This is a genomic window from Microcella humidisoli (assembly GCF_024362325.1).
Classification (GTDB): domain Bacteria; phylum Actinomycetota; class Actinomycetes; order Actinomycetales; family Microbacteriaceae; genus Microcella; species Microcella humidisoli.
Genome location: NZ_CP101497.1, coordinates 18592 through 42335, shown reverse-complemented (window position 1 = coordinate 42335; position 23744 = coordinate 18592). Strand labels below are relative to the sequence as shown.

General features: G+C 70.9%; 23 protein-coding genes. 13 read left to right on the top strand and 10 right to left on the bottom strand.

What is annotated here, in order from left to right; all coding sequences use genetic code 11:
• Positions 1-61: 61 nt before the first annotated feature.
• From NNL39_RS00200 to NNL39_RS00185, 4 genes are all read left to right on the top strand, one after another.
• A complete protein-coding gene (locus NNL39_RS00200) occupies positions 62-373 on the top strand; it encodes a type II toxin-antitoxin system RelE/ParE family toxin (protein ID WP_255159712.1) in 312 nt (103 codons plus the stop codon).
• Entirely contained in the window at positions 363-659 is a 297-nt protein-coding gene (locus tag NNL39_RS00195; RefSeq protein WP_255159711.1) for an addiction module antidote protein, read from the top strand. The genes NNL39_RS00200 and NNL39_RS00195 overlap by 11 nt, the downstream gene beginning before the upstream one ends.
• A gap of 80 nt (positions 660-739) precedes the next feature.
• Positions 740-1357: a LysE family translocator gene (locus NNL39_RS00190; RefSeq protein WP_322972918.1), complete on the top strand. Its 618-nt coding sequence runs from the start codon at positions 740-742 to the stop codon at positions 1355-1357.
• A gap of 6 nt (positions 1358-1363) precedes the next feature.
• Positions 1364-2002 (top strand): B3/B4 domain-containing protein, encoded by a 639-nt coding sequence (locus NNL39_RS00185; protein ID WP_255159710.1) that lies wholly within the window; start codon positions 1364-1366, stop codon positions 2000-2002.
• Positions 2003-2019: 17 nt separating this feature from the next.
• On the opposite strand, the gene NNL39_RS00180 is transcribed toward NNL39_RS00185, so the two are convergent.
• Positions 2020-2931 (bottom strand): M48 family metallopeptidase, encoded by a 912-nt coding sequence (locus NNL39_RS00180; RefSeq protein ID WP_255159709.1) that lies wholly within the window; start codon positions 2929-2931, stop codon positions 2020-2022.
• Positions 2932-3060: 129 nt separating this feature from the next.
• Here NNL39_RS00180 and NNL39_RS00175 point away from each other — a divergent pair, with 129 nt between their 5' ends.
• Positions 3061-3504, top strand: a complete 444-nt coding sequence (locus NNL39_RS00175) for a hypothetical protein (protein WP_255159708.1) — start codon at positions 3061-3063, stop codon at positions 3502-3504.
• 96 nt (positions 3505-3600) lie between these two features.
• Positions 3601-3774 carry a hypothetical protein gene (locus NNL39_RS00170; protein WP_255159707.1) on the top strand — a complete coding sequence of 58 codons (174 nt, stop codon included), beginning with the start codon at positions 3601-3603 and terminating at the stop codon, positions 3772-3774.
• Here NNL39_RS00170 and NNL39_RS00165 read toward each other — a convergent pair.
• A complete protein-coding gene (locus NNL39_RS00165; RefSeq protein ID WP_255159706.1) occupies positions 3771-3977 on the bottom strand; it encodes a dodecin family protein in 207 nt (68 codons plus the stop codon). The genes NNL39_RS00170 and NNL39_RS00165 overlap by 4 nt on opposite strands.
• 366 nt (positions 3978-4343) lie before the next feature.
• On the opposite strand from NNL39_RS00165, the gene NNL39_RS00160 reads away from it, so the two are divergent.
• Positions 4344-7931, top strand: coding sequence for a TM0106 family RecB-like putative nuclease (locus NNL39_RS00160; RefSeq protein WP_255159705.1), 3588 nt, complete (start codon positions 4344-4346; stop codon positions 7929-7931).
• 2 nt (positions 7932-7933) lie between these two features.
• On the opposite strand, the gene NNL39_RS00155 is transcribed toward NNL39_RS00160, so the two are convergent.
• The 3 genes from NNL39_RS00155 to NNL39_RS00145 all read right to left on the bottom strand — a co-directional run bounded on the left by NNL39_RS00155 (position 7934) and on the right by NNL39_RS00145 (position 10153).
• Positions 7934-9316, bottom strand: a complete 1383-nt coding sequence (locus tag NNL39_RS00155) for a DUF2510 domain-containing protein (protein ID WP_255159704.1) — start codon at positions 9314-9316, stop codon at positions 7934-7936.
• Positions 9317-9688: 372 nt separating this feature from the next.
• Complete coding sequence (locus tag NNL39_RS00150; protein WP_255159703.1) at positions 9689-9922, bottom strand: hypothetical protein; 234 nt, start codon at positions 9920-9922, stop codon at positions 9689-9691.
• A 3-nt stretch (positions 9923-9925) separates the two neighbouring features.
• Positions 9926-10153, bottom strand: coding sequence for a hypothetical protein (locus tag NNL39_RS00145; RefSeq protein WP_255159702.1), 228 nt, complete (start codon positions 10151-10153; stop codon positions 9926-9928).
• 120 nt (positions 10154-10273) lie between these two features.
• Between NNL39_RS00145 and NNL39_RS00140 the strand changes: the two genes are divergently transcribed.
• From NNL39_RS00140 to NNL39_RS00125, 4 genes are all read left to right on the top strand, one after another.
• Entirely contained in the window at positions 10274-10951 is a 678-nt protein-coding gene (locus NNL39_RS00140; protein WP_255159701.1) for an esterase/lipase family protein, read from the top strand.
• Between the two features lie 68 nt (positions 10952-11019).
• Positions 11020-11862: a CPBP family intramembrane glutamic endopeptidase gene (locus NNL39_RS00135; RefSeq protein WP_255159700.1), complete on the top strand. Its 843-nt coding sequence runs from the start codon at positions 11020-11022 to the stop codon at positions 11860-11862.
• 49 nt (positions 11863-11911) lie between these two features.
• On the top strand, positions 11912-12367 hold the full coding sequence (locus NNL39_RS00130) for a hypothetical protein (RefSeq protein ID WP_255159699.1): 456 nt from the start codon (positions 11912-11914) through the stop codon (positions 12365-12367).
• A gap of 277 nt (positions 12368-12644) precedes the next feature.
• Positions 12645-15125, top strand: coding sequence for a DEAD/DEAH box helicase (locus NNL39_RS00125; protein ID WP_255160961.1), 2481 nt, complete (start codon positions 12645-12647; stop codon positions 15123-15125).
• A gap of 21 nt (positions 15126-15146) precedes the next feature.
• On the opposite strand, the gene NNL39_RS00120 is transcribed toward NNL39_RS00125, so the two are convergent.
• The 5 genes from NNL39_RS00120 to NNL39_RS00100 form a co-directional block, all read right to left on the bottom strand.
• Positions 15147-15926, bottom strand: a complete 780-nt coding sequence (locus NNL39_RS00120; RefSeq protein ID WP_255159698.1) for a DUF2510 domain-containing protein — start codon at positions 15924-15926, stop codon at positions 15147-15149.
• Positions 15927-16055: 129 nt separating this feature from the next.
• Positions 16056-16364, bottom strand: coding sequence for a tryptophan synthase subunit alpha (locus tag NNL39_RS00115; RefSeq protein WP_255159697.1), 309 nt, complete (start codon positions 16362-16364; stop codon positions 16056-16058).
• A gap of 62 nt (positions 16365-16426) precedes the next feature.
• On the bottom strand, positions 16427-17275 hold the full coding sequence (locus NNL39_RS00110) for a DUF2510 domain-containing protein (protein WP_255159696.1): 849 nt from the start codon (positions 17273-17275) through the stop codon (positions 16427-16429).
• 174 nt (positions 17276-17449) lie between these two features.
• Positions 17450-18772 (bottom strand): DUF2510 domain-containing protein, encoded by a 1323-nt coding sequence (locus NNL39_RS00105; RefSeq protein WP_255159695.1) that lies wholly within the window; start codon positions 18770-18772, stop codon positions 17450-17452.
• Between the two features lie 79 nt (positions 18773-18851).
• Positions 18852-19676 carry an aminotransferase class IV gene (locus tag NNL39_RS00100; RefSeq protein ID WP_255159694.1) on the bottom strand — a complete coding sequence of 275 codons (825 nt, stop codon included), beginning with the start codon at positions 19674-19676 and terminating at the stop codon, positions 18852-18854.
• A 12-nt stretch (positions 19677-19688) separates the two neighbouring features.
• On the opposite strand from NNL39_RS00100, the gene NNL39_RS00095 reads away from it, so the two are divergent.
• Both NNL39_RS00095 and leuS read left to right on the top strand, forming a co-directional pair.
• Positions 19689-21071 carry an anthranilate synthase component I family protein gene (locus tag NNL39_RS00095; RefSeq protein ID WP_255159693.1) on the top strand — a complete coding sequence of 461 codons (1383 nt, stop codon included), beginning with the start codon at positions 19689-19691 and terminating at the stop codon, positions 21069-21071.
• A gap of 63 nt (positions 21072-21134) precedes the next feature.
• Positions 21135-23717, top strand: coding sequence for a leucine--tRNA ligase (gene leuS / locus NNL39_RS00090; protein WP_255159692.1), 2583 nt, complete (start codon positions 21135-21137; stop codon positions 23715-23717).
• Positions 23718-23744: the final 27 nt, after the last annotated feature.

The window sequence follows — 23744 nt, the reverse complement described above, 5'->3', positions numbered from 1 at the left end:
GGCGCCGAGGGGTCGGCCGGGGCTCCGTTGAAAACGGAAGTGCTGTGAACTACAGTTGACAATGTACGAGCTGCGCAGAAGTGCTGAGTTCGACCGGTGGTTGGCCAGGCTGAGCGACCGTGGTGCTGTTGCGCGGGTCTTGGTACGGCTTGATCGCCTTGCACGCGGCAACCCCGGCGACGTTCGACCCGTTGGCTTCGGTGTATCGGAGCTACGGATCGACCATGGACCCGGTCTTCGCGTGTACTACCTGCAACACGGCGGCGCCATAGTGCTGCTGCTGTGCGGGGGTGACAAGTCGACTCAGTCGCGAGACATCAGGCGGGCACATCGTGTGGCCGAGCAATGGAGGGGAGAGAAGCATGACGACTGAGAGGTTCAGCCAATTCGATGCTGCCGACTATCTGTCCGACATGGAGACCGCGGCGGCCTATCTCGAAGCGACGATCGCCGAGAGCGGCGACGACCCTGCCACCATTTCGGCTGCGCTCGGGGCCATCGCCCGCTCGGGCAACCTCAGCGAGCTGGCTCGGCGCACCGGGATGAGCCGCGAGGGGCTTTACAAGGCGCTCTCCGCCGACGGGAATCCGAGCTTCGCGACCATTGTCAAGGTGTCGAGGGCGCTCGGGCTCCGGTTGGAGTTTCACGCCATCGCCTAGCGATGCGACCTACTTCGTGAGGATTCACCAATCGAAACGAGTACGCTTCCGATACGCCGGGACGCGGTGACCGTGGGGGGATGATGATGAGCTTTGCCTTCTTGCTGACAACCCTCGTCGTGGTGGCCACACCCGGCACCGGAGCGGTGTACTCCATCGCCGCGGGGCTCTCTCGCGGCACGAAAGCCGGCATCGTGGCCGCCCTCGGGTGCACACTCGGCGTCATTCCGCACATGGTTGCCGCCATCACGGGTCTCGCAGCGATCCTGAACGCTTCCGCGATCGCATTCCAGACGATCAAGTGGCTCGGCGTTGCGTACCTTCTCTATCTGGCCTGGCAGACCCTCCGCGACAAGTCGCTGATTGAGGTTGACGCCAGCACCGCACCCGTGTCTTTCGGGCGCGTGATCCGCACCGCGATTCTCATCAACCTCCTCAACCCGAAGCTGACGATCTTCTTCTTCGCGTTTCTGCCGCAGTTCGTGCCGGCGGGTGAGGCCAACGGCACCTGGCACATGATCGGGCTGAGCCTCGTCTTCATGGTGGTGACGTTCGTCGTCTTCGCTCTGTACGGAGTCTTCGCGGCAACGATGCGCAACCAGGTGATCACACGCCCGAAGGTCGTCACGTGGCTGCGCCGCACGTTCGCTGCGACCTACGTTCTGCTCGCAGGCCGACTCGCCCTTGAGACTCGGTAGCAGAGCATGCGCTTCAGTCACGATCCAGCGTTGCTCGCCGAGTTTCCCCACCTCGTTGTCGCCACCCTCACCCTTGATGGCGTGACCAGCACCCCCGACGTTGCAGCCTCCGCTGGGCCGTTTCTTGAGCGCGCATCCGCACGCCTGGCAGAACGACCGGAAAGCGAGTTTCCTGAGATCGCAGCCTGGCGACGGGCGTTCACTCAGCTGGGGTTGAAGGCTACGCAGTATCGCTGCGCGTCGGAAGCCCTCCTGCGCCGGTTCAAGAAAGAGGGCGAGCTGCCGTCGATTCACCCCCTCGTCGACCTGTGCAACGCGGTGTCGCTTGCGTATGCGATACCGATCGCGGTGTTCGACCTCGATACGGTCATCGGCGACCTCACGGTCACGCGTGCCGAAGGGACGGAGAGCTACCTGAGTTTCAGCGGCACGACCGAGAACCCCGAGCCCGCCGAAGTGATCTTTCGTGACGACGCCGGCAACGCTCACGCACGTCGCTGGACCAACCGCCAGAGCGCTCTTTCCGCCATTCGACCCGACACCCGTCGCGTCTTGGTCGTCAGCGAAGCGCTCCACGACACGGCGCCTGCAGACATCGACGCGGTCCTCGCTGACCTGACCAAAGCACTCCGACAGCATTGGTAGGCGTGTAGTCCCGTCACCTAGAACCCGCGCCCGATCTCCTTGAGCCGCTCCACCCGCTCCGCGACCGGCGGGTGCGAGCCGAGCCACTGCGCCAGCAACCCCTCGCCGACGGTGTTGACGAAGAACAGCCCGCGCACCTCGAACGACGCGGCCTTCACCGTCGACGGGTGCGCGTGGATCTTCTCCAGCGCCCGCACGAGCCCCTCGGGAAACCGCGTGAGCTCGACGCCGCTAGCGTCCGCGAGGAACTCGCGGCGGCGTGAGACGGCCGAGCTGATGAGAGGGCCGAGCACGAAAGCCACGGCCGCGAAGGCGGTGCCGATGACGATCATCACGATGCCGAGCATCCCCATGATGATGCCAAGCCCCATCTTGAACTCGCTCAGCACCGATCGCACGAGAGCCCAGCCGAGCACGAGCAGCATGCCGGCGACCGAGGCAATCGAGCCGACGAGGGCGAAGGTCGTGAGGGTGACGCGTCCGTCGTGGTTGACGATGTGAGCTACCTCGTGCGCCACGACCGCCTCGAGCTCGCTGTCGTCGAGCAGGTCGAGGGCTCCGGTCGTGACGCCGATGACCGCGTTCTTCGGGCTCAGCGACGCCGCGAACGCGTTGGGGGCGGGGTCGTCGATGACGCCCACCTTCGGCATCGGGATGCCCGCCCGAATGGCCGTCGTCTCCACCACCTTGTGCAGCCGGGGTTGCTGCTCGGCATCCGCGGCCGCCCACCCCGCCGTCTTCGCGGCTGACGTCGTGGCCGAGCTGAGCGCCCACCACACGTAGAGCGGGCAGAAGATCAGCAGCAGCCAGAACGGCCACACGTCGCCGACCACCCACGCGCTGAACACCCCGAGCCCGACCACGGCGACGCAGAACAGTGTGATGAGCAGGATGCTCCACCGCTTGTTGCGCGCGATCTGGCGGTACATGACGCGAATCTACCTCGCTCGGCCGTCACGACCGGCGCGGCTCCTCCACCGCGCAGTCCCAGCAGCCTCGATGCCCCGAGCGGGAGAGCGACGGGATGCAGGCGACGCGCGCCGGGCATCCTGCCCCGCATGACCGGAGCCTTCCGCACCTACCAGCCCACCATCACCCGCCCGATCACCGATGACGACCTGCAGACCCCCGAGGCGCAGCTCGCGTTCGCGCTCGGGCCGGCGATCCGCTGGCAGCTGTGGTTCTTCTTCCCGGCCAACGCCGACGGGTTCGGCGGCCTCGCGATGCCCTGCGACGACCTGCCGCGCCGCGCACCCGCCGACGCCGCCGATTCCCTGTTCACCGTCATCGACGGCGTCGCGCAGCACACGGGGGCGACCGAGCTCATCCTCGCGCTCGAGCGGCGCGGCGGCCCCGACCCCGGCCGCCTCGATCGCGAGTGGATGCTCGCCGCAGCCACCGCCGCCGACCGCGCCGCCGTGCGCCTGCGCGCGGTGCTCATCAGCCACACCCGCGGAGTGCGCGAGCACGCCCCGCCCGCCCCGACCCTGCCGGGGCTCTAGCTGAGTACACTCTTGCCACACGCACGGTTGCGAGAGGCGACTTCAACGATGGCTACTCAACCAGATGATGCCCAAACAGAGCGGGAACTTGGCTTCTTGCCCGGCGTCGATACAACCGAGGCGTTCTTCGCGCCTCTCCCGCCGGCGGAACTCGATTATTGGGACGGCGAGCCCAAGGGCGACTCGCCGCTCGAGGGACTGACGAGCTCGAGTGCCTGGAGCTTCGAGGCTCTCCAGATTCAGCTCGACGGGGAGGGCGACGGCGATTAGTCGTCGAGAACGAACGTGATCTCCATCGTCACCTGGTAGGCGGCGACTTTGCCGGCCTGGATGTGCAGCTTCTGCTCTTTGATCCACGCACCGCTGACGCCCCGCAGGGTGCTGTTGGCGCGCTCGACCCCGACGCGCACGGCGTCTTCGAAGCTCTTCTCGGAGCGGGCGGTGATGGTGGTGACGCGGGCGACAGACGACATGGTGGATCCCCTTCGATACTCGGGGCCCGGGTCGAGCCCGCGAGGGGCTCAGTCAACTCCTGCATGGCGCTCGCGTCTAGGGGGTTGACTGCGAGCACGGCTGCGCGCGGACGACGGAACCTCCCCGCGCGCTGACCATGGAGGCCGCCGCGCGAGGAGGTTGCTGGGGGTGTTGCCAGACTCCCGAACTGAAGGAAGTCTGATCGACTGTGGTCGTCGAGTTCCTTCAATTCGGGAGTCTCGTGACGGTCAACAGTCGGCCCAGACTGCGCGGGCAGGCGACCGGGCAGGCACCTGATCACCCTGGCCCTGCGATGTCACCGGTCGGCCGTAACCTGAGCAGACCCCTGGCCGGAGGAGACCCCCGTGTACCTGACGACGAACGAGAACGGCGAGCGCCTGCTCGTCACCTCGGCGAGCGACCTCACCCGCGCGGCGGAGTGCGAGTTCCGGGTCGCGCGCGACCTCGACGTTCGACTCGGCCGCCTCGCGGCGATCGTCGACGAGCCGGATGCCATGCTCGCCCGCACCGCCGTGCTCGGCGACGCGCACGAAGCCGCCGTCATCGCCGACTACCGCGCCCGCGCCGCGCATCCCGACGACGTGCTCGAGATCGCCCGCGCCGAGAGCGCCGGCCTCGACGCCATCGAGCCCTTCGCCGCGCAGACGCTCGACGCGCTGCAGCGCGGGGTACCCGTCATCGTGCAGGGCACCTTCGTCGACCGCGACCACAGCCCCGCATCCCGGCCCGGCGACATCGCGATCGCCTTCGTCGGCTTCGCCGACTTCCTCGAGCGGATGCCCGACGGCGCCTACCGCGTGCTCGACAGCAAGCTCGCCCGCCGCGCGAAAGTCACCGCACTGCTGCAGCTCGCCGCCTATGCCGAGCAGCTCGAGCGGCTCGGCATCGCCGTCGACCCCGAGGTCGCGCTGATTCTCGGCACCGGTGAGCGCAGCATCCACCGCCTCGACGACATCGCGCCCGTGCTGCGCGCCCGACGCGCCCGCCTGCACCAGCTGCTGCGCGACCGCGCCGCCGCCGACGCGCCCATCGCCTGGCGCGACCCGAGCGTCACCTACTGCCGCACGTGCGCGTGGTGTGCGAGCGACATCGCCGCGCACGATGACGTCAGCCAGGTGGCCGGCCTGACGGGCTCGCAGTGGACCAAGCTCGGTGCCGCCGGCATCACCACCCTCGCCGAGCTTGCCGCCAGCACGCAGCCGGTCGACGGCATCGCCGCGTCCACCCTCGACACCCTGCGCCTGCAGGCGGCCCTGCAGCGCGAAGCCGCCGGCAACCCCGGCACCCCGCCGCCCGTGCGCGTGCGCACGCCCGCCGCCCTGCACGCCCTGCCCGCCCCGAGCCCCGGCGACCTCTACTTCGACTTCGAAGGCGACCCGCTCTACACCGAGCACGACCCCAACCGGTGGGGCCTCGACTACCTGTTCGGCATCGTCGACGCCGACGAGCGGTTCACGGCCTACTGGGCCCACAGCTTCGCCGATGAGCGGGATGCCCTGCTCGCCTTCCTCGCCGACGTCGAAGCCCGGCGCGCCATCCACCCCGACCTGCACGTCTACCACTACGCCTCGTACGAGCGCACCCACCTGCGCTCGCTCGCCGCGCGACACGGCGTCGGCGAGCAGATCGTCGACGAGTGGCTGCGCAGCGGAGTGCTCGTCGACCTCTACCCGGTCGTCAAGAACGCCCTGCGCGTCGGCAGCCCCAGCTATTCGATCAAGTACCTCGAGCCCATCTACTGGCCCGAGGCGCGCGAGGGAGCCGCGGTCGCGCGGGGCGACGACTCGATCGCCGAATACATCCGCGCGCGCGAGCTGCGGGCGGCGGGCGACACCGCGGCGGCGCAGCAGATTCTCGACGACATCGGTGACTACAACCGCGTCGACTGCGTCAGCACGCTGAAGCTCGCCGCCTGGCTGCGCGGACTCGCGGGGGAGCACCCCGCACCCGCGCCCACCCTCATCGACAACGGCGACGACGCGGAGGGCGACGATTCCGGCCCGACGATCGACGACTCGCCGCTGCGCACGGCCCTGCTGGAACTCGCGGCGAACGACGATGGCACGCCCGCGACCGAGCCCGACAGAACCCCCGAGCAGCGCGCCTACGCTTACGCGGCCGCCGCGATCGACTACCACCGCCGCGAGCACAAGACCTTCTGGTGGGAGCACTTCGACCGCCTCGTCGCCCCGCTCGACGAGTGGAGCGACGTGCGCGACGTCTTCACGGTCGATCGGGATGCTCCGCACGAGCAGTCCCCCTGGGGCAAGACCGGCAAGCAGCGGTCGTTGCGCCGCACGCTCGTGCTGCACGGCAGCTGGCCCCCCGGCTCGCGCCCGAGCGTGAGCGGCCGCAGCGGACCGTTCGCCGTCTACGCCCAGCCCGGGCCGCTGCCCGGCAACCCGCGCGACCCGCTCGCGCGCTCGGCCCGCAGCGTGGCCATCGAGGCGCTCGGCGACGGCCATGTCGTCGTCACCGAGACGCTCGCCGACGGCGTCGAGCCCTACACCGAGCTGCCGATCGCGCTGACTCCCGCGAGCCCGCCCGACGCGGGCCAGCAGAAGCCCGCCATCGAGGAGTGGGGCGCGCGGCTCGTCGACGCGCATCCCGAATGGCCTGCCGAGCCCGTCGGCGACCTGCTGCGTCGAGTGCCGCCCCGCACCCGAAGCGGGGCGGCACTCGCGCCCGTGACGCTCGACGCCGACGGCGAGCCCGACCGCGTGGCCGCGGTGGTGGCAAGCCTGCTCGACCTCGACCGCAGCTACCTCGCCGTGCAGGGCCCTCCCGGCACGGGCAAGACGCACCTCGGCTCGCACGTCATCGCCGCGCTCGTGCGCGACCACGGCTGGACGGTCGGTGTCGTGGCGCAGAGCCACACGACCGTCGAGCACGTGCTCGAGAGCGTCGTGAAGGCGGGACTCGACGGGCGTCTCGTCGGCAAGGCGCCCAAGACCGGCGCCGACCCGGCCGAGTACGCCACGGCGCGGTACACGGTGCTCGGCAAGGCCGACCAGCTCGCCGCCTTCGCCAGCGAGCGCGCCGGCATCGGCACCGGCGGGTTCGTCATCGGCGGCACGGCGTGGGACTTCGCGAGCCCGAAGCGCGTCGGCCGCCGCACCCTCGACCTGCTCGTCATCGACGAGGCCGGGCAGTTCTCGCTCGCCGCCACGATCGCCGCGAGCATGGCCGCGAAGAACCTGCTGCTGCTCGGCGACCCGCAGCAGCTGCCGCAGGTCAGCCAGGGCACCCACCCTGAGCCGATCGACGGCAGCGCGCTCGGCTACCTCAGCGACGGGCACGACGTGCTGCCGGCCGAGCTCGGCTATTTCCTCGCCGAGACGCGGCGCCTGCATCCCGCGCTCGCCGAGCCCGTCTCGCGCCTCAGCTACGAGGGCCGCCTGCACGCGCACCCGAGCGCCAGGGAGCGTCGGCTCGAGGGCGTCGCGCCCGGTCTGCACCCCGTGCCCGTGCGGCACACCGGCAACGCGACCGAGTCGGCGGAGGAGGCAGACGAGGTCGTCGCGATCATCCATCGCCTCATCGGCACTGCGTGGCAGTCGGGGCCGGATGCTGCGCCGCGGCCGCTCGCCGCCGACGACATCATCGTCGTCACGCCCTACAACGCGCAGCAGCAGACGATTCGCGAGCGCCTCGACACCGCCGGCCTGCGGGGAACGCGCGTCGGCACGGTCGACAAGTTCCAGGGGCAGGAGGCCGCCGTCGCGATCGTCTCGCTCGCAGCCTCGAGCTCGCGCGATGCGCCGCGCGGCATGGAGTTCCTGCTCAACCGCAACCGCCTCAATGTCGCCATCTCGCGCGCGCAGTGGGCGGCGTACCTCGTGCACTCGCCCGGTCTGCTCGACTCGCTGCCGCACACGCCCGCGGGCGTCGCCGAACTGAGCGCGTTCATCCGCCTCACCGAGGCGCGCTGACCTCAGCCCGTGATGACGGGCGACGACTCGAAGGCGTGCGTGAAGTCGCCCGTGAGGCTCGACCACGTGACGCGGATGAGCGATGCCGGGCCGACGTCGTCATACGCCGTGCACACGAAGGAGGCGCCGACGGCGAACGTCGCCTGCGACGGGCAGAGCACGGTGTAGTCGATGCCCTCGCCCTGCAGCTCGCTCGTCAGCGTCGACTCGACCGTACGCAACTCGGCCGTCGTCGCGTCGCGCGGCTGCAGCAGGGTGAGCGCGCTGACCGTTGCCGAGACGACGATCGCGAGCACGACGTACACCCACGTCGGGGCCGTGCCCGAGCGGGTCGTGCGGTACACGTGCACGGCGCGCACGAGCAGGTAGAAGAGCGGCCCGAGCACGATCCAGGCCGGCGACGGCCGGAACTCGTGGCCGAGCGCGCCGAGACGCCGATAGTCGGTGATGGTGCCGAGCACGACCCACAGCAGAGCCACGATGCCGAGTCCGCCCGAGACGTAGGGCGTGTTCGTGGATGCTCCGCCATCGGTGAGCAGCCAGCCCAGTGCCGCCAGGCCCAGGTGCAGCACAGGCGAGAGCGCCAGCATCCACGCACCGCCGGTCGTGACGCCGGTGACGGCGCGCGTCGCGCCCACGGGGCGTTTCGAACCCCATGAGCGCGTCATGGGTTCGTAGTCAACGCTCGCCAGGTCGACCGAGCCGGTGGGTTGGGCGAACGAGGTCGACGAGGTCCAGGGTGTCGAGGCCGAGGCGGGCATGGGCGTCGCGGTGGCGAGCGGGGTGACGGTCGACGACCCCGGCCTCGCCCCGCCAGCGGCCGGCGCGTCGGGTGCGGGCTGCGACGGCACCGCGAGCGGCGGCGGCGTAGTCGAGGGCGGCAGGGTCGTGGTGGGCGTCGCGGCCGGCGTCGCGGTCGGCAACGGGTCGTCGAAGCCGGGGAACCCGGCGACGGGGATCGCCCCCGAGGCGGGCGGCGTCAAGCGCACGGGCTCGGAGATGGGCAGCGAGCTGCCCGTGCGGCGCGGGCCGGGCGCGGCCGCCGGGGTCGGCGAGGCGCTCGGCTCGGCGAATGCGGGGGAACCGAACGCCGGCGGCGGATAGTTCAGGGCGGCCGGAACGGGAGTGGCGACGGGCGCAGCAACGGGCGCGGGCGGCGGCGGGTCGGCGAACGGCGGCGGCACGTAGGGTGCCGAGGGCACGAGCGGCACACTCGCGGTGGGCACGGGTGTGGCGACGACGGCCTCGACGGGGGCGGAGGTGGGGGCGGTGGCGGGCGCGTCGGGGTTCGGCTGGGTGTGGTCGCTCCACGCGGCGCCGTCCCACCAGCGCACGAGACTCGGGTCGGTCGAATCGACGTACCAGCCCGCAGCGGGAGTGCTCACCGCGACCCCTTCCCCTGACATGAACTCACGGACAGCGTACGGCGTCAGGCCGGGAAACGTTGAGCAAAAGTTGGTCGGGTGCCCGCGCCCCTCCGAGAGTACGGGCACCCTCGGCCGCGGCCGACCGTTCAGGGTCGTCCACGACCTGCTCGCGGCGGCGTCGAGACCGCGTCGATGCGAGGTGATGCGTGCGCTGAGCGCGCAGCTGCCGGTCGGGGGTCAGCACCTGCGCGCTCAGCTCCCGAAGCGGGTACTCCGGGCGGGTACGGGTAGGTACCGGGGTTCAGTAGAGCCGGTCGCGCGCGTGCCGACAAGGGCTGTACACAGCCCCGTGCACACGGTAGTGACGCGGCGCGCTGGGGAGGAGTCCTGCTACCCGGGCTCTTCCTGCGCCGGCGGCGCACCGGGGTCGGTGCGCTCATCGGCGGCGTGCAGGCGGTCGTCCCGCGTCTCACCGTTGTTGAGATCGTCGGGTTCCGGTGCGACCTGCCCCTCGTCGAGCACCTGCTCGCCCGCCACCACGTCGCCGGTGTCGGGATTGCGCGCGGCGATGTCGTCCGCCACAGGATCGGTCGGCGGGGTGCCGTGGTGCGGTGCGTCGGTCACGGGTCAGACCTGGCTCGAGGCGTTGAGGTCGCCGCCGAAGTCGGCGTCGTCGTCGAGCTCGTCGCGGCGCGGCTGCTCGACGCCCACGATCGCCGGCGTCTCCTCGTCCGACCGCTCCGCGGGGCTGGTCTCGTCGCCCGGGTTCCCCTGTCCGGCGCCGATGTCGCCCTGCGCTCCCGGGTTCTCGCCCTGCGTCACGTCGTGCTGCGTGTCGTGGTCGTTGCTCATCATGGTTCCCCCTTGCTCGGTGTCGACTCGAGGGCTCGAGGCGATGCGCCCCACTCAATCGGGCATCCGTGGTTCTGACAACGGGGTTGCCACCCGCCGACCGCGCGGCTAGGGTTCGCCGATATGACGCGTGCCGCTTCGATCGTGGCCGATTACGCCTACGTCGCCCGGTCGCGCCTGCGGTACTGGCGGTACGGCGCGCGGCCTCCTGCTCCCATCGAGGCGGGTCCGGATGCTCCTCCTCCCGTCCTGCTGATCCCCGGCGTCTTCGAGACCTGGCACTACCTCAAGCCGATCCGCGACCGCCTGGCCGCACTCGGGCATCCCGTGCACAGCGTGCCCGAGCTCGGCTTCAACCGCCACCCGATCCCGGAGATGGCGGCCCTGCTCACGGCCTACCTCGAGCACCGCGAGCTCACGGGCGTCACGATCGTCGCGCACAGCAAGGGCGGGCTCATCGGCAAGACCATGCTCGTCGCCGACGAGCGCGCCGAGGTCAGCCGGCTCACGCGCATGATCTCGATCAACACGCCCTACGGGGGCAGCCCGCTCGCGCGCTACGCGATGGGGCCGTGGCGCGAGTTCGTGCCCACGCGGCCCGTCATCACCGAGCTCGCGGCGGCGGCGAGCGTCAACGCGCGCATCACCTCGCTGCATTCGACGTTCGACCAGTACGTGCCCGCCGGCAACTCGGTGCTCGACGGCGCCGAGAACGTCGTGCTGCCGTACGACGGGCACTTCCGGGTGCTCGGCCTGCCGAGCGTGATCGACGAGATCGTCGCGCGCGTGCCGCGCGGCTGAGGTCCGTCTCCATAGAGGGCCCGACTCAATAGAGGAAGAATTGTGCGTGTATCTGCGAGAATCACGCCATGCCCGCCGCTCAGACGCTGCCCACGACGGATGCCCTTCCCGCGATCAGCCTGAAGCTGCTGCCCGCGGCCATCGTCGTGACGAGCGCCATCCCGTTGTTCGGCTTCGAGAACCGGTTGGTCGGCTACCCGTGGCTCGTGATCGGGCTCGTCGTGGCGTACTTCGTCGACCGCGAGCTCATGCGCGATCTCGGCATCATCGCCGCGGGCCTCATCGTCGTGAGCACCGTGAGCGTCAAGGCCGACATCTCGTGGCCCAACTTCTTCCTGCTCGGGTTCGTGCTGAGCCTCGCGGTCGCGGTTCCATTCGTGATCGACCGGTTCGTCTTCACGCGGAAGGTCATCCGGTTCCCGTGGCGCAGCGGCCAGAAGTGGCAGCCGTGGGAGAAGTCGTACCTCTTCGCCGTGCCGTTCCTCGGCTGGCTGATCCTGCCGTTCTACTTCATCACCTCGGGCGCCTACCAGAACTGGCCGGCCGTCTCTGAGGCCAGCGAGGTGCTGCGGCTCTTCATCGGCGTCAACGCCGTCGGCATCTGGGACGAGCTCTTCTTCATCTGCACGATCTACGTGCTGCTGCTGCGGCACTTCCCGGTGCTCACGGCGAACATCCTGCAGGCGATCGTCTTCGTGAGCTTCCTGTGGGAGCTCGGCTACCAGGCCTGGGGCCCGCTCATGACGATCCCCTTCGCGCTCCTGCAGGGCTGGATCTTCCACCGCACCAAGTCGCTCACCTACGTCATCATCGTGCACCTGCTGTTCGACCTCGTGGTGTTCTTGGCGATCGTGCACGCGCACAACCCCGGGGTCTTCCCGTTCTTCCTGGTGCCGAGCCCCGGTTCCTAGGTAACGACTGCTCATGGCGGCGCGGGCCGCGCCGCCGCAGGCTGGGAGCATGACCACGACATCCGCGCGCCCGCGCGCCGCCGCCCTGCTCGCCCTCCGCTCGCTCGCCGTCGCCGGCGCGCTCACCCTCGCCCTCACGGGATGCTCCACCGCTGCTCCCGTCAGCACCGACGACATCATTCCCGACGTCGTCGACCAGGGCGACACCGGTGGTGACGCCGGCGGTTCGAACGACGGCGAGGTGACCGTCATCGGCGCCGACCTCGCCTCGGGCACCGCCGTGCTGCTCGCCGAGGTCTATGCCGAGGGCCGCGACCCGATCCCCACCGTCGAGTTCCTCGACGCCACGACCGTGCGCTTCGCCTGGCCTGCCGGCTCGCTCAGCGAGAGCGACGCGCTCGGCAATTGCCAGATCGCCTACGGCGCGCTCAACGGCGAGGGCATCCGCGTGCTCATCGCCGTCGGCGACGCCGAGGCCGACTGCACCGCCGAGATCGAGGGCTGAGCCTCCGGGCCGCGCGGCGCACCCCCGAGCGCCGCGCGGCCTCGCCCTGCCCGCAGCCCCGCCGCATCTCCACAATTCAGGAGTTCGGGATGCTCGCGCCCGGTCGACACGCCGTGCGAGCATCCCGAACCGCCGTTTCGGGGCCGCCGTTCCTGAATTGTGGAGACGGGGTCGGGCGCGCGACTCCTGAATTGTGGAGATGCTGCCCGGCGCGCGACTCCTGAGTTGTGGAGACGGCCGGGTGGGGCAGACTCGGGGGGTGAGCCTGCTCGAGTCGATGCCCCGCCCCTACGAGGCCGGTGCGGCGTTCGACGCGATCGAGAACTGGGCTGTGGGGCGCGGCCTCACGCTGTATCCGGCGCAAGAGGAGGCGATCTTCGAGCTCGTCGCCGGCGCGCACGTCGTGCTCGCCACCCCGACGGGCTCGGGCAAGAGCCTCGTCGCGGTCGCCGCGCACGCGATCGCCCTCGCGCAGGGGCAGCGCACCTACTACACGGCGCCGATCAAGGCGCTCGTGAGCGAGAAGTTCTTCCAGCTCGTCGACATCTTCGGCGCCGAGAACGTCGGCATGGTGACGGGCGACAGCTCAGTGAACGGCGATGCGCCGATCATCTGCTGCACGGCCGAGATCCTCGCCAACCAGGCACTGCGCGAGGGCGCCGAGCTCGAGGCCGGCATCGTCGTCATGGACGAGTTCCACTACTACGCCGACGTCGACCGCGGGTGGGCGTGGCAGGTGCCGCTGCTGACGCTCACGAACGCGCGCTTCCTGCTCATGAGCGCGACGCTCGGCGACGTGACGCCGATCGCGGCCGACCTCGAGCGCCGCACCGGGCACCCGGTGAGCGAGGTGACGCACACCGAGCGGCCGATCCCGCTGACGTTCGAGTACGTGAAGACCCCCGTGCACGAGACCGTCGAGACCCTGCTCGAGAAGGGCCAGGCGCCGATCTACATCGTGCACTTCAGCCAGGCCGCGGCGATGGAGCGCGCGCAGGCCCTGTCGAGCATCCGCATCGTGTCGAGAGAGCAGCGGGACGAGATCGCCGAGGCGATCGGCGACTTCCGCTTCGCGACCGGTTTCGGCTCGACGCTCAGCCGCCTCGTGCGCGCGGGCATCGGCGTGCACCACGCCGGCATGCTGCCGAAGTACCGCCGTCTCGTCGAAGTACTCGCCCAGCGCGGGCTGCTGCGCGTCATCTGCGGCACCGACACCTTGGGCGTCGGCATCAACGTGCCGATTCGCACGGTGCTGCTGACAGCCCTCAGCAAGTACGACGGCGTGAAGATGCGCCAGCTCAGTGCGCGCGAGTTTCACCAGATCGCGGGCCGCGCGGGCCGCGCGGGTTACGACACGGCAGGGCTCGTGGTCGTACAAGCACCCGATCACGAGGTCGAGAATCATCTCGCCACGACGAAGGCCGGAGACGACCCCAAGAAGAAGAAGAAGATCGTGCGCAAGGCCGCGCCCGCGGGCTTCGTCACGTGGAGCGAGACGAGCTTTGAACGACTGGTGGGCGGGATGCCCGAACCGCTCGAGAGCCGCATGCAGGTCAGCGCGGCCATGCTCATCAACCTCATCGCGCGCGGGGGAGACGTGTTCGGCAACGCTCGCGCGCTGCTGACCGAGAATCATGAGCCGCCGCACCAGCAGCGCGCGCTCATCAAGCGCGCGCTGGGAATCGCGAAGACTCTCGTGCGCGCCGGGGTCGTCGTGATTGACCGGGCCACCACCCCGGCGACCATCACCCTCACCGTCGACCTGCAGCCCAACTTCGCGCTCAATCAGCCCTTGAGCCCCTTCGCGCTCGCCGTCATCGGCGTGCTCGATCACGCCGACCCGAACTACCCGCTCGAGGTCATCAGCGTCATCGAGTCGACGCTCGACAACCCCCGCCCGGTGCTCGCCCAGCAGCAGTTCGCCGCGCGCGGCGAGGCGATCGGCGCCATGAAGGCCGAGGGCCTCGACTACGACGAGCGCATGGAGGCCCTCGACGACGTCGAGTACCCGAAGCCGCTCGACGAGCTGCTGACCGCCATGTTCGAGACCTTCGCGAGCACCCAGCCCTGGATCCGCGACGTCGAGCTGCGCCCCAAGAGCGTCGTGCGCGACCTCTACGAGAAGGCCATGACCTTCACCGAGTACGTCAGTCACTACAAGCTCACCCGCAGCGAGGGCCTGCTGCTGCGCTACCTGAGCGACGCTGACCGCGCGATCCGGCAGACCGTGCCCGATGAGGCGAAGACCGACGAGCTGCGCGACATCATCGAATGGCTGCGCGAGCTCGTGCGCCAGGTCGACTCGAGCCTGCAAGACGAGTGGGAGCAGCTGAGCTCGCCCCACTCCGACGTTGTGGAAGGCGCGCCAACCTTGCCGCCCCGGCCGCCGGATGTCACGACCAACCGACGGGCATTCCTCGTGCTCGTGCGCAACGAGCTGTTCCGCCGCGTGCAGCTCGCGGCGCTGCAGCGCGACGACGACCTCGAGGCGCTCGACCCCGACGCGGGCTGGCCCGAGGCGCTCGACGCCTACTACGCCGACCACGAGGAGGTGCTGACGGGGGGCAACGCTCGCAGCGCATCCCTCGTACACATCGATGAAGCGCCGATGGATGCCCCCGGCACATGGACCGTGCGCCAAGTCATCGACGACCCGGCCGGCGACCACGACTGGGGCATCGACGCGGTCGTCGACCTGGCGGCGAGCGTCGAGGCCGGATTCGCCGTGGTCAGGGTGCTCGGCCTGCGTCGGCTGTAGCGCAGCCAACGATCACGGGCGCTACAGAATCGCGTCGCGCACGAGGTCGTACACGGGCGTGAAGAGCCCGACGTTGACGAGCACGGCCGTGATGAGGAGGTTGGTGAGCAACGGCCACCAGCCGCGACCCGCGGACTGCCGTCGCACGACGATCGTGCGCGCCGTGAGGTAGCCGAGGGCGCCGAGGAACGCCCAGGCCCAGTGCGCCCGGCGCAGGTGGCCCCACTCGTGCAGGGTGATGCGGTCGCGGCGCACCCACATGATGATCCAGAGCACGGGGATGATCGTCGCGCCGATGATCCAGATGAGGGGGGTCGACTCGAAGCCCGAGAGCACGGCGCCCGCGGCCTGCGCCAGCACCGTGACGAGGGGCGTGACGGCGAGCGCCCACGCCGCCGGCGTGGTCGTGCGCTCGGGGGCGTAGTCCATCGACGAGCGGGCGGTGTTCCACAGCTCGTTCGGGTGCTTCGCGCCGCCCGTCGGCGCGATGGGCACCGAGCTCGGCGAGCCGACGACAGGGGAGAGGGGGCTGGTGGCCGCGGCGGAGCCCGGCGACCACGAATACGGTGCCGAGTAGCCGTAGGGTTCAGCCGCTGCGGGTTCGGCGATGACCGTCGAGCCCGTGGCCGCGGTCATGGTCGCCCCGGCCGCGTCGGCGATGGCCTGCTCAGTCGGCGCGTGGGCGACGACGGGCTTGGGCCGGGTGTGCGTCGTCCAACGCAGGCCGTCCCACCAGCGCAGGCGCAACGCCATCTCCGGGTCGTCGTACCAACCGGCGACGGGAGCGTGCGAGTCAGACATCGGGCTACCTCGGGTGTGTCGTCGAGCGCGCTACGGGTCGGGGTGTCGAGCTCTCGGTTCCGCCATGGTAGTTCGTAACGGGGTACAAAGGGAGAGGCGCGCGGTCCCCACTTATGGGGACACGATCCCTCACCTTTCGGTGCTGAGCCGTCCGAGCATCGTCCACACGGTCGTCGTGAGCGCCGGATGGTCGAGCGCGATCTGCCGCAGCAGCCGATAGTCGCGCGCTGCAGAGGGCAGCCGCCCGTCGTCATCGCGGATGCGCTCGGCGCGCAGCATCCACACCACCAGTTCGTCGACGGTCGGCAGCTCGGTCATGAAGTCCCAGGGGTCTTCACCGCCGCGCGCCCGCGCGTGAATGACGGTCTGCAACTCGTCGTGCGCCTCGGCCCGCAGCACCTCGAGGCTCGCGCCCCGTCGGCTGCGCGTCTCGTCCATGCCTCGACCCTACGCGGCCTGCCGGAGCGGTCGCTGAGGGGGCGGTGGATGCTCGCGCGCGGTCAGGAGACGGCGCGCACCACCGCGAGCACGCCCTCGGGGTCGAGCGCGAACCAGGTGGCGACGACCGCGAGCTGCGCGCCCAGCCACACCGCGAGCGGCCACGGGGTCGCGCCGGTCGTGCGCTGCACGCGCACGCCGCGCACCCCGAGGTAGAGCGGGGGAGCGAGCACCGCGGTGATCCACGGTGCCGTGCGCAGGTGGCCCGAGAGCTCCATGAGCCGCGTGTCTTGCCCGGCGAGCGCGCCCATGAGCACGAGCGGGAAGACGACGGCGAGGGCGCGGGTCCAGGCCGAGCTCTCGGCCGGGAGGGTGGAGAACACCCAGAAGACGAGCAGCGCCTGCGTGAGCGGCATCGTGGCCATGAGCCACACCGAGACGGTGTGCACGCGCAGCCGCAGCGGGTTGCGGGCCGAGCCGGCATCGATCATCGAGGTCAGCTCGATGCGGTTGCGGTGGCTGAACGGCTCGTACCCGGCTGTCTCGGCGTTGGCGGGGCTGACGGGCGACATCGCGCTCGCGCGCGGTGCGGAGCCGACCGAGCGCACGCCGGCGGCGGGGTCGACGGGGTGCAGGGGCATGGCCTCGGCGGCACGAGCCGACTCGCGCGGCGAGACGGTGGCCGGGGCGCTGCCGGCGACCGAGAACGAAGCGGAGGGCTGGGCCGAGGCGGTCGCGGCAGCGAGGCTCTCCGCCGAGACGACCGGGCTGACCGGCGTGTCGAGCGCCGCGGTGTGGTGGGTCCACGCCGTGCCGTCCCACCAGCGGCGCTGCGTCACCATGCCGTGCGCGGCCGCTTTGACCGGGTCGGCGTACCAGCCTGCCGGTACGCGGATCGCGGTGGTGCTCATCGTGGTCCCCCATGGTCCCCGGTCCCCCGACCGGATCGTGTGCTCCGCTCGACCCCCCTGGTCGATCGGGTGTGCCGCGGTGTATTCGGGTTCCACGCGACGGGTGATTGCTCACCCTCGGCTGCGTTTTCAATTGTGGCCGGAAGCGGTTCGGGCCGCTTCCGGGGTATTCGGTTAGCGAATGATGCTAAAGACGCCCCAGTCGTCGACCTGCCAGGCGATCCAGCCGTTCGAGCGCTGCAGGCTCGCCGTGACGACGATCGGGTTGCCCGAGGCGTCGATGGCGGGGCAGCGCAGCTGCTGGCCGATGAACAGCGGCGGGCTCGGCGGGCAGGTGACCTCCATCTGACCGCCGATGCTGCGGGCGGCCAGTTCGATGCTGTTGGAGGCCTCGGCCGCGAAGACGGCGGGCAACGAGGCGATGATGAGACCGGGCACGGCGAGCACCGAGGCGCCCACGAGTCCGCTCAGCAGCAGGAACACGGCGACCGGGCCGTAGCCGGCGCCCGAGATGCGGCTCAGGCGCACGGCGCGCGCGATGAGGTAGAGCGGTGCCGTGCCGAGCGCCCAGAGCCACGTCGCGGGCCGGTCGACGCCGCGGCGGCGCAGCGAGCGGTAGTCGAAGAACGAGAGCACGAGCGTCACGGGGTAGGGCGCGAGCCAGATGACGGCCATGAACGCCACGCTCGGGCCCGTCGAGAAGGCGGCGAGCACGAGCAGGCTCAACAGCAGCTGCAGCATGGGCAGCAGCGCGATCGCCCACACCTCGACGCTCTGCAGGTGCGGCGCGGTCGTGCCGAGAGACTGGTGCGTGCCGCGTCGGCCCGGGTCGCTCGCCGAGACCGGCGATTCGTTCCACGCCGGCACGTAGGCCGGGGCTCCGGGAGCCGAGCCGTAGCCGGGAGCGGAGCCGTAGCCCGGCGCCGAACCGTACCCGGGGGCGGAGGTCTGCGGGGCAGAGGTCTGTGCGGCCGAGCCGTAGCCGGCGGATGCGGCGGCCGACACGGGCGCGCCCGGCTCGCCGGCCAGCGGAACCCACGGGGTGCTCCCGCTCGTGGCCGCCGACTGCGCCTGCAGGTCGGCGAAGGCTGCGGCCGCGAAGGCCTCGGCCGCGCTCGCGGCGCTGGCTGCGGCTGCCGATGTTGCGGGAGCGGACGGAGCGGAGGCGACGGGCGCCGACGGCACGCTCGGCTCGACGAGCGTCGGAGCGTCGTCGGTGGTCGGCGGTGCGAGCTGGCGCAGCACGGCGGCCGTCGGCTGCTCGACGGGCGGCTCGTCGATGGCGGCCGAGTCGGCGCTGCGGCGCGAGCGGCGCGAGGGCAGCTCGTCGTCGTCGGCGAACATCGTCGCCGCGGCCGGCTGCGTGGGCATCATCGGCTGGCGAGCGTCAGAGACGTGCTCCGTCCAGGCGTGGTTGTCCCACCAGCGCAACTGGGGCAAGCCCAGCGGGTCGGGATACCACCCCGCCGGCACTCGGCCGTAGTCGTCGTCAGACACGTCAGATCCCCCTCTGATGCCGAACCCGAATCCGGCGGGGTCAGTCTACGGGCGCGACGGCCGATGAAGGGAGGATTCATCACCCCCCCAGTGCGGGTGTCCCCCGGTCGGGGTACAGATCGACGGCGGCCCCCGCCAGCCACGCGCGGCCGAGCGGCGCGCGCGTCGCGGGGGCGAGCGCGGGGCCATCGATCCAGTGCCGCGCCGAGCGCAGTCCGTGCAGCGCGCTGAGCACCCACAGCTCGCAGCCCGCGAGATCGGCGGGCCGGGCCTCGGCCTCGGCGAGCGGAACCCCCGCCGCGCGCGCGGCCCGCACCACGAGGTCGACCGTGACGCTCGGGATGCGCGGCAGCGCGTCTGCCGGACGCACGAGCGTCTCGCCCCGCCACCAGAGCAGGCCGCTGTAGGCGCCTTCGACGACGCGGCCCTGCGCATCCACGATGATCGCCTCGCCCGCCCCGCTCGGCTGCACGGCGACCCGAAGGGCCTGCAGGGCGTCGAGATCGGGCCCCTTGATGAGCGGTCGCGTGCGCGGATCATGCGGTGCGGTCGCCACGTCGACCTCGGTGCCCGTCGCCGGGGTCGGGCGCAGGCGCAGGCTCAGTTGCGTGCCCTCGGCGCGTTCGCGCAGCTCGACGCGCGGAAACCAGTCGCCCGAGCGCGGGAGGGCCGCCACGGCGTCGCGCCAGAAGGTTTCGGCGTCGTCGCGCCACGGGCCCACCGCGGCGAGGAAGCGCGCGCGATGCGCCTCGAGCCCGCGCACGCGGCCCTCGACGACGCGCCAGGAGTCGGCCGCGAGCAGGCGCCCTTCGTGCGGATCGCACCAGTCGAGCGCCACCCAGGGCGTGTCGTTCGCGGCGGTGCCGGGCCGCCACGGGTGAAGCCCCTCGCCGAGCGCGCTCATAGCATTGAGGGTATGCGGCCCGGCGTTCTCGAGCATCCGATCGCGGCGCCGCCCGGCGCCGAGGCGGTGTTCCTCGCGCTCGCCGCCGAGAACCCGCAGACGCAGGGCCTCGTCTGGCTCGACTCCGGCCTGGGCGCGCGCACCGGCCACAGCCTCATCGCCCTCGGCACGCGCGTGCCGCTCGACCACGAGGCCCCCGTTCTGCCGCAGCTGCGGGCGGCGCTCGCCGCGATGCCCGCGCCCGCCGCGGGGGACGACCCGCTGCCGCTCGGACTCGTCGGGTGGTTCGGCTACGAATTGCGGGCCGAGACGATGGCCATGCCCGTTCCGCTCGTGCCGGGCGACGAGCGCGCGGCCTGGCTGCGCGTCGACCGCGGCGTGGCGGTCGACCACGCCACGGGCACCGCCCGGCTCGTCGCGCTCGATCTCGACGGTTCGGGGGAGTGGCGCGGCGAACTCGACGACTGGCGGCGGCGGATGCTCGCGCTGGTCGAGCGGGCGGCAGCGGCATCCGGCGCCCCGATCGCCCCGCCCGCCCCGCTCGCGCCGATCGTGCAGCGCGACGCCGACGAGCACTACGCCGACCTCGTGCTGCAGTGCCAGGCGGCGATCCGCGACGGCGAGGCGTATCAGCTGTGCCTCACGACGCAGTCCGAGGCCGCGACCGCTGACGGCTCGCTCCTCGACGCCGTCGCGATCTACCGACGGCTGCGGCTCTCGAGCCCCGCGCACCACGGCGCCCTGCTGCGTATCGGCGACACGACCCTGCTGAGCGCGAGCCCCGAGACCTTCCTGCGGGTCGCCGACGGCATCGTGCAGACCCGACCGATCAAAGGCACGCGCCCGCGCGACGCCGACCCGGTGCGGGATGCGGCGCTCGCCGCCGAACTCGCCGCGAGCGACAAAGAGCAGGCCGAGAACCTCATGATCGTCGACCTCATGCGCAACGACCTCGCGCGCATCTGCACCGTCGGCACGGTCACCGTCACGGGCCTGCTCGAGGTCGAGAGCTACGCCCACGTGCACCAGCTCGTCAGCACCGTCGAGGGTCGCCTGCGGCCCGGCCTCGATGCGCTGGATGCTGTGGCCGCATGTCTTCCCGCCGGCTCCATGACCGGCGCACCCAAGCGCCGCGCCATCGAGCTGCTCGCCGGGCTCGAGGCCGGCCCCCGGGGCATCTACTCGGGAGCCTTCGGCTACCTCGGCGCCGACGGCACGGCCGACCTCGCGATGGTCATCCGCAGCATCGTCGTGCGCGGCGACCGGGCTTCGGTCGGCGCGGGCGGCGGCGTGACGGCGCTCAGCGACCCCGTGGCCGAGGTGGCCGAGATGCGACTGAAGGCCGCGGCGCTGCTGCGGGCGCTCGCGGAGGATGCGGCCCCGAGCACCCGGTAATCTGGCAGTTCTGCCCCGCCACCACCGGGCGGCCCCTGCACAGACGTGAATCGAGACCTCTCCGTGACCGACGAGCTGCACCCCGACGAGAACGCGTACGACCACGCCCGCATCGAGGCCCACTGGGCGCCGATCTGGGACGAGCTGCAGCCGTTCACCGTCGACGACCCCGCCGACACGAAGCCGCGCAAGTACGTGCTCGACATGTTCCCGTACCCCAGCGGCGACCTGCACATGGGGCACGCCGAGCAGTATGCGCTCGGCGACATCGTCGCCCGCTACTGGCGCCAGCAGGGCTTCACGGTGCTGCACCCGATCGGCTGGGACTCGTTCGGTCTGCCCGCCGAGAACGCGGCCATCAAGCGCGGCGCCGACCCGCGGCAGTGGACGTACGACAACATCGCGCAGCAGAAGGCGTCGATGAAGCGCTACGCGGCGAGCTTCGACTGGACCCGCGTGCTGCACACGAGCGACCCCGAGTACTACCGCTGGAACCAGTGGCTGTTCCTGAAGATGTACGAGAAGGGCCTCGCCTACCGCAAAGACAGCTGGGTCAACTGGGACCCGGTCGACCAGACGGTGCTCGCCAACGAGCAAGTGCTGCCCGACGGCACGAGCGAGCGCTCGGGCGCCGTCGTGGTCAAGAAGAAGCTCACCCAGTGGTACTTCAAGATCACCGACTACGCCGACCGCCTGCTCGACGACCTCAACCAGCTCGAGGGCTCGTGGCCGGCCAAGGTACTGACGATGCAGCGCAACTGGATCGGCCGCTCGACGGGTGCCGACGTCGACTTCGTCATCGAGGGCCACCACAGCCCCGTGACGGTCTTCACGACGCGCCCCGACACGCTCTTCGGCGCCACCTTCATGGTCGTGGCGCCCGACAGCGACCTCGCCGCCGAGCTCGCCGCCGGCTCGACCCCCGAGGTGCGCATGGCGTTCCAGGCCTACCTCGAAGAGGCGCAGAAGAAGAGCGAGATCGACCGGCAAGACACCTCGCGCGAGAAGACCGGCGTCTTCCTCGACCGCTGGGCGATCAACCCCGTCACGGGCGAGCGCATCCCCGTGTGGGCCGCCGACTACGTGCTCGCCGACTACGGCCACGGCGCCATCATGGCCGTGCCCGCCCACGACCAGCGCGACCTCGACTTCGCGATCGCCTACGACCTGCCGGTGCGCGTCGTCGTCGACACGAACGCCCCGGTCACGGGCGCGATTCCGGTAATCACCCCCGAAATGCTCGCGTCGGGTGATCCCGGCACGGCGGGCGCCGCGCCGCTCGACCCTGTCGCCACCGGTGAGGCGCTCACGGGCGACGGGCGCATGATCAACTCGGGCCCCCTCGACGGCCTCAGCAAGCAGCACGCCATCACGCGCGCGATCGAGCTGCTGGAAGAGCGCGGCACGGGGCGGGCATCCAAGACCTACCGCCTGCGCGACTGGCTCATCAGCCGCCAGCGGTACTGGGGCACCCCGATTCCGATCATGTACGACGAGCAGGGCGCCGAAGTGCCGGTGCCGATGGATGCGCTGCCGATCGAACTGCCGAACGCCGAGGGCATCGACATGAAGCCGAAGGGCACCTCGCCCCTCGGCGGCGTCGAGGACTGGGTCGCGACGACCACGCCCGACGGCCGCCCGGCGCGCCGGGACACCGACACCATGGACACCTTCGTCGACTCGTCGTGGTACTTCCTGCGCTTCTTGAACCCCACCGACGACACGAAGGCGTTCGACCCGGCGATGGCCGAGAAGTGGGCGCCCGTCGACCAGTACGTGGGTGGCGTCGAGCACGCGATTCTGCACCTGCTCTACGCGCGCTTCATCACGAAGGTGCTGTTCGACCTCGGCTACGTGAGCTTCACCGAGCCCTTCTCGGCGCTGCTCAACCAGGGCATGGTCGTGCTCAATGGTGCGAAGATGTCGAAGTCGAAGGGCAACATCGTCACCTTCACCGAGGGCGTCGACAGCTACGGCGTCGACGCCGTGCGCCTGACGATGGCCTTCGCCGGTCCGCCGGAGGACGACATCGACTGGGCGGATGTCTCGCCCACGGGCTCGCAGAAGTTCTTGGCCCGCGCCTGGCGGCTGTCGGGCGAGGTCACCGCCCCGGTCGGCGCCGACCCCTCCACGGGCGACGTCGCCCTGCGGCGGGTGACGCACCGCTTCCTCGCCGAAGTGCCGGGCCTCATGGAGTCGTTCAAGTTCAACGTGGCCGTCGCGCGCACGATGGAGCTTGTCAACGTCATCCGCAAGGCGATCGACTCCGGACCGGGCGCGGCGGACCCCGCCGTGCGCGAGGCCGTCGAGGTCGTCGCGGTCGCCCTCTCGATCTTCGCGCCGTACACGGCCGAAGACATGTGGGTGCGCCTCGGCCACGGCGGCGACACGAGCAGCGACCTCATCGCGTTCGCGGGCTGGCGCAAGGCCGACCCGCTGCTGCTCGTCGAGGAGTCGGTGACGGCGATCGTGCAGGTCGACGGCAAGGTGCGCGACAAGCTTCAGGTGAGCCCGCTCATCGGCGGCGACGAGCTCGAAGCGCTCGCCCGGGCTTCCGAGGCCGTGCAGCGTGCGATCGGCGACCGACCGATCGCGCAGGTCATCGTGCGCGCCCCGCGCGTCGTCAACATCGCGACCCAGAAGTAGGCGCTCCCGCGCGGCCCGCCCTCACTC

What these genes read in the sequence shown, in the direction of transcription:
- NNL39_RS00130 (WP_255159699.1), top strand. Translation starts at nt 11,912, where the DNA reads ATGACCACGACATCCGCGCGCCCGCGCGCCGCCGCCCTGCTCGCCCTC.
- NNL39_RS00200 (WP_255159712.1), top strand. Translation starts at nt 62, where the DNA reads ATGTACGAGCTGCGCAGAAGTGCTGAGTTCGACCGGTGGTTGGCCAGG.
- NNL39_RS00135 (WP_255159700.1), top strand. Translation starts at nt 11,020, where the DNA reads ATGCCCGCCGCTCAGACGCTGCCCACGACGGATGCCCTTCCCGCGATC.
- NNL39_RS00095 (WP_255159693.1), top strand. Translation starts at nt 19,689, where the DNA reads ATGCGGCCCGGCGTTCTCGAGCATCCGATCGCGGCGCCGCCCGGCGCC.
- NNL39_RS00180 (WP_255159709.1), bottom strand. Translation starts at nt 2,931, where the DNA reads ATGTACCGCCAGATCGCGCGCAACAAGCGGTGGAGCATCCTGCTCATC.
- NNL39_RS00195 (WP_255159711.1), top strand. Translation starts at nt 363, where the DNA reads ATGACGACTGAGAGGTTCAGCCAATTCGATGCTGCCGACTATCTGTCC.
- NNL39_RS00140 (WP_255159701.1), top strand. Translation starts at nt 10,274, where the DNA reads ATGACGCGTGCCGCTTCGATCGTGGCCGATTACGCCTACGTCGCCCGG.
- NNL39_RS00185 (WP_255159710.1), top strand. Translation starts at nt 1,364, where the DNA reads ATGCGCTTCAGTCACGATCCAGCGTTGCTCGCCGAGTTTCCCCACCTC.
- NNL39_RS00145 (WP_255159702.1), bottom strand. Translation starts at nt 10,153, where the DNA reads ATGATGAGCAACGACCACGACACGCAGCACGACGTGACGCAGGGCGAG.
- NNL39_RS00100 (WP_255159694.1), bottom strand. Translation starts at nt 19,676, where the DNA reads ATGAGCGCGCTCGGCGAGGGGCTTCACCCGTGGCGGCCCGGCACCGCC.
- NNL39_RS00175 (WP_255159708.1), top strand. Translation starts at nt 3,061, where the DNA reads ATGACCGGAGCCTTCCGCACCTACCAGCCCACCATCACCCGCCCGATC.
- NNL39_RS00110 (WP_255159696.1), bottom strand. Translation starts at nt 17,275, where the DNA reads ATGAGCACCACCGCGATCCGCGTACCGGCAGGCTGGTACGCCGACCCG.
- NNL39_RS00125 (WP_255160961.1), top strand. Translation starts at nt 12,645, where the DNA reads ATGCCCCGCCCCTACGAGGCCGGTGCGGCGTTCGACGCGATCGAGAAC.
- NNL39_RS00120 (WP_255159698.1), bottom strand. Translation starts at nt 15,926, where the DNA reads ATGTCTGACTCGCACGCTCCCGTCGCCGGTTGGTACGACGACCCGGAG.
- NNL39_RS00115 (WP_255159697.1), bottom strand. Translation starts at nt 16,364, where the DNA reads ATGGACGAGACGCGCAGCCGACGGGGCGCGAGCCTCGAGGTGCTGCGG.
- NNL39_RS00165 (WP_255159706.1), bottom strand. Translation starts at nt 3,977, where the DNA reads ATGTCGTCTGTCGCCCGCGTCACCACCATCACCGCCCGCTCCGAGAAG.
- NNL39_RS00190 (WP_322972918.1), top strand. Translation starts at nt 740, where the DNA reads ATGATGATGAGCTTTGCCTTCTTGCTGACAACCCTCGTCGTGGTGGCC.